The following is a 4,654-nucleotide window of genomic DNA, read 5'->3' as shown; positions in this document are numbered from 1 at the left end:
GACGGTGCTCGTCGCCGGGGTGCTCTGCCTCGCCGTGCTCGGCGGGCTCGCCTCCCTCGGGTGGAGCGGCGACACCGAGCCGGCGCCGAAGACCGCCGCCGCGCAGCAGGCGCCGGACGGCTTCGGCGCCTGGGAGGCCGAGGCGGGCTCGGGCGGCGGCATGCCCCAGTGCTCCTACGGGGCGGGCAAGCTGATGTGCGGGCGGCCCGGCGTGGTCTTCGCCCTCGATCCGGCCGACGGCCGCACCCTGTGGCGGCACGACGTGCCCGGGACCACGCGGAGCGAACCGCCGGTCATGTCGGGCGGCCTGCTGTACCCCTCGCCCGACCTGATCGGCGACCTGGAGGCCCTCGACCCCGCCACGGGCAAGGTGGCGTGGCACGAGAAGGCGCCCCCGTACAACGGGCTGCGCTGGGCCGGCGGCGCGCTCCTGCTCACCGCCGCCGACGGACGGGTCACCGGGGTGGACAGCGCCTCCGGCAAGACCCTGTGGTCGCACCGGATCGCCGGGCAGGACGTGCCGTACTTCACCTCCTTCGCCGGGGACGCGACGGCCTACGCGGCGACCGTGTCGGACGACGGGTCGCGGACGCGGGTCACCGCGGTGGACCCGGCGACGGGGGACGTGCGGTGGGACGCCGACATGGAGGGCACGGTGACGCCGGTGGGCGCGGCCGACGGGTCCGTGTACTTCCTGGTCGGCGGCATGGCCTACGGCGACGCGACGGCCGTCGTGCGCTACACGCCGAGCAGCGGGGCGACCCGCCGGGTGACGCTGGACGTGCCGGTCGCCGAGGCGCAGGCCGGGGTGCACGGGACCACCGTGCACCTGATGGGCGCGGGCGGCTCGCTCGTGGCCGTCGACATGGCGTCCGGGACGCAGGGGTGGCGGCTGGAGACCGGGGTGAGCCGGGGCTCGGCGCCCGTCTCGGACGGACGGCACGTGTACGTCACCGCACCCGACGGACGGCTCCTCGGGGTCGACGCCCGCACGGGCAGGCTGCTCGGGCAGACGTCGCCGAGGTTCGGTGCCGACTCCGACCGGGTGCCCGCCTCGCTGCCCGCGCCGGTGCTCGCGGGCGGGCACGTCTACGCCGGTGCGCCGGACGGCACCGTGTTCGGCGTGGACGGGCGGGACCCGGCCGCCTGGTAGCGGGGGCCGGGTCCGTAGGGGCCTGTCGGGGGCGGTCAGCCCAGCTTGCTCACGTCGCGGACGGCGCCCTTGTCGGCGCTCGTCGCCATCGCGGCGTACGCCCTCAGCGCCTGGGAGACCTTGCGCTCGCGGTTCTTCGGGGCGTACACGCCGTTCAGGGCCTGCTCGCGGCGGGCCAGCTCGGCGTCGTCCACCAGCAGCTCGATGGCGCGGTTCGGGATGTCGATGCGGATGCGGTCGCCGTCCTCGACCAGGGCGATGGTGCCGCCCGAGGCCGCCTCCGGGGAGGCGTGGCCGATGGACAGGCCGGACGTGCCGCCGGAGAACCGGCCGTCCGTGACCAGCGCGCACGCCTTGCCCAGGCCGCGGCCCTTCAGATACGAGGTCGGGTAGAGCATCTCCTGCATGCCGGGGCCGCCCTTGGGGCCCTCGTAGCGGATGACGACGACGTCGCCCTCCTTGACCTGCTGGGTGAGGATCTTCTGGACGGCGTCCTCCTGCGACTCGCAGACCACCGCGGGGCCCTCGAAGGTCCAGATGGACTCGTCGACGCCGGCGGTCTTCACGACGCAGCCGTCGACGGCCAGGTTGCCCCTGAGGACCGCGAGGCCGCCGTCCTTGGAGTAGGCGTGCTCGGCGGAGCGGATGCAGCCGCCCTCGGCGTCGGTGTCCAGGGCCTCCCAGCGCTCGGACTGGGAGAAGGCCTCGGCGGAGCGGACGCAGCCCGGCGCCGCGTGCCACAGCTCGACGGCCTCGGGCGACGGGGAGCCGCCGCGCACGTCCCAGGTCTTCAGCCAGTCGGCCAGGGACGGGCTGTGGACGGAGTTGACGTCCTCGTTCAGCAGGCCGGCGCGGTGCAGCTCGCCGAGGAGGGCGGGGATGCCGCCGGCGCGGTGCACGTCCTCCATGTAGTACGTGCGGTCCTTGGCGACGTTCGGCGCGACCTTCGCGAGGCACGGCACCCGGCGGGAGACGGCGTCGATCTGCTCCAGGCCGAAGGGCACGCCGGCCTCCTGGGCGGCGGCCAGCAGGTGCAGGATCGTGTTGGTGGAGCCGCCCATCGCGATGTCGAGGGCCATGGCGTTCTCGAACGCCGCGAAGGACGCCACACTGCGGGGCAGGACGGTCTCGTCGTCCTGCTCGTAGTAGCGGCGGGTGATGTCCATGACCGTGTTCGCCGCGTCCACGTACAGCCGCTTGCGCGCCGTGTGGGTCGCGAGGACCGAGCCGTTGCCCGGCAGGGACAGGCCGATGGCCTCGGTCAGGCAGTTCATCGAGTTGGCGGTGAACATGCCGGAGCAGGAGCCGCAGGTCGGACAGGCGTTCTCCTCGATACGGAGGATGTCCTCGTCCGAGATCTTGTCGTTCACGGCGTCCGAGATCGCGTCGACCAGGTCCAGTGTGCGGACCGTGCCGTCGACCAGGGTGGCGCGGCCGGACTCCATCGGGCCGCCGGAGACGAAGACCGTCGGGATGTTCAGGCGCAGCGCCGCGTTGAGCATGCCCGGGGTGATCTTGTCGCAGTTGGAGATGCAGATCAGGGCGTCGGCGCAGTGGGCCTCGACCATGTACTCCACGCTGTCCGCGATCAGGTCGCGGGAGGGCAGCGAGTAGAGCATGCCGCCGTGGCCCATGGCGATGCCGTCGTCGACGGCGATCGTGTTGAACTCGCGCGGGATGCCGCCGGCGGCGACGACCGCCTCGCTGACGATCCGGCCGACCGGGGCCAGGTGCGTGTGGCCCGGCACGAACTCCGTGAAGCTGTTGGCGATCGCGATGATCGGCTTCCGCCCGATGTCCGCACCGGGTACACCGGAGGCACGCATAAGGGCGCGGGCGCCCGCCATGTTGCGGCCGTGGGTGACTGTGCGGGACCTCAGCTCGGGCATCGTCGCTCGCTCCTTCGGAGAGTTCTGTCAGGAAACGCTGACAGTTTTCTGACTGCCGTCGAGCGTACGCCCGTCATCCAGGGACCGGGACGGGGTGTCCGGAATGCGGGACGCGTGTCTCGCGTACGGCCGTGCCGGCGGCGGGGTCAGGGGCCGGTGAGGTGGCCCTGTACGACCGGTGCCAGACGGGCGACGAGCTCCTCCGGGTCCGCCGAGGCCAGCGGCTCCACCTTGATCACGTAGCGCAGCATCGCGCACCCGACCAGCTGCGCCGCCGCCAGTTCCACGCGCAGCTCCGCGTCCGGGACGTTCAGCTGGGCGGCGACCCGGCGCAGCAGCTGGGCGGCGATCAGCCGGCGGAAGACGGTGACGGCGGTCTCGTTGTTCACGGCCGAGCGGAAGACGGCCAGCAGGGGGGCCCGGGTGGCGGGGTTCTCCCAGACACCGAGGACGAAGCGGGTCAGGCGCTCGCCCACCCCGTCCAGGGGCCCGTCGGCGACCGCCCCGGGGGCCTCCAGGGCGGGTGCGAAGGCGACCTCGACGGCCGCCTCGAAGACCTGCTCCTTGGTGCCGAAGTAGTGGTGCACCAGCGCCGGGTCCACGCCCGCCGCCTTGGCGATGCCGCGCACGGAGGTCTTCTCGTAGCCGCGCTCGGAGAACTCCTCGCGGGCGGTGGTGAGGATGCGGTCGCGGGTGTCCGCGGACTCCGTGCGCCGCGGGCGGCCCCGGCGGCGCGTGGCCGCGTGGGCTTCGTCGCTCACCGGCGGTCCGTCCTCGTCCCGGGGGCCCCCGGCACCGGGGCCGCCGACTGCGCCAGGTGCAGACGCGTGAAGGCCAGCGCCTCGGCGAGGTCGGCCTCACGTTCGGCGCTGGACATGGCGCGACGGGTGTTGACCTCGATGACGACGTGCCCGTCGAAACCGGTGTGCGCGAGGCTCTCCAGCACCTCGGCACAGGGCTGGTCGCCGCGGCCGGGGACGAGGTGCTCGTCCTTGGCGGAGCCCTTGCCGTCGGCGAGATGGACGTGGCCGAGGCGGTCGCCCATGCGCTCGATCATGCCGAGGGTGTCCGTGCGGGCCGTGGCGGCGTGGCTGAGATCGATCGTGAAGTGACGGTAGTCCTCCTTCGTCACGTCCCAGTCGGGCGCGTAGGCCAGCATCTCGCGGTCCCGGTAGCGCCAGGGGTACATGTTCTCGACGGCGAACCGCACGTCCGTCTCGTTCGCCATCCGCCAGATGCCGCTGACGAAGTCCCGGGCGTACTGGCGCTGCCAGCGGAACGGCGGGTGCACGACCACGGCGCTCGCGCCCAGCCTCTCGGCGGCGGCCCGGGCGCGCTGGAGCTTGGTCCAGGGGTCGGTGGACCAGACCCGCTGGGTGATGAGCAGGCAGGGCGCGTGCACGGCCAGGATCGGCATCCGGTGGTAGTCGCTGAGCCGGCGCAGGGCCTCGATGTCCTGGCTGACCGGATCGGTCCACACCATGACCTCGACGCCGTCGTACCCGAGGCGCGCGGCGATCTCGAAGGCCGTCGCCGTCGACTCCGGGTAGACGGAAGCCGTCGACAGGGCGACCTTCGCGTCCGGGGTGCGGACTACGTCCCTTGGTTCTGC

4 protein-coding genes are annotated in these 4,654 nt (G+C 73.2%); 1 reads left to right on the top strand and 3 read right to left on the bottom strand.

The window, feature by feature from the left end:
* Positions 1-1,153: BamB-related PQQ repeat family beta-propellar protein (locus GTW67_RS15935; RefSeq protein ID WP_161165485.1), on the top strand; the 1,153-nt coding region annotated here is incomplete at its 5' end.
* 35 nt (positions 1,154-1,188) lie between these two features.
* On the opposite strand, the gene ilvD is transcribed toward GTW67_RS15935, so the two are convergent.
* From ilvD to GTW67_RS15920, 3 genes are all read right to left on the bottom strand, one after another.
* A complete protein-coding gene (gene ilvD, locus GTW67_RS15930; protein WP_161165484.1) occupies positions 1,189-3,042 on the bottom strand; it encodes a dihydroxy-acid dehydratase in 1,854 nt (617 codons plus the stop codon).
* A 146-nt stretch (positions 3,043-3,188) separates the two neighbouring features.
* Entirely contained in the window at positions 3,189-3,803 is a 615-nt protein-coding gene (locus GTW67_RS15925; RefSeq protein ID WP_161165483.1) for a TetR/AcrR family transcriptional regulator, read from the bottom strand.
* On the bottom strand, positions 3,800-4,654 hold an 855-nt coding region (locus GTW67_RS15920; protein WP_524539786.1), incomplete at its 5' end, for a sugar phosphate isomerase/epimerase family protein. The genes GTW67_RS15925 and GTW67_RS15920, both read right to left, overlap by 4 nt.

This window comes from Streptomyces sp. SID5910 (assembly GCF_009862125.1).
GTDB lineage: Bacteria > Actinomycetota > Actinomycetes > Streptomycetales > Streptomycetaceae > Streptomyces.
This window is presented reverse-complemented; position numbering and strand designations above follow the sequence as displayed.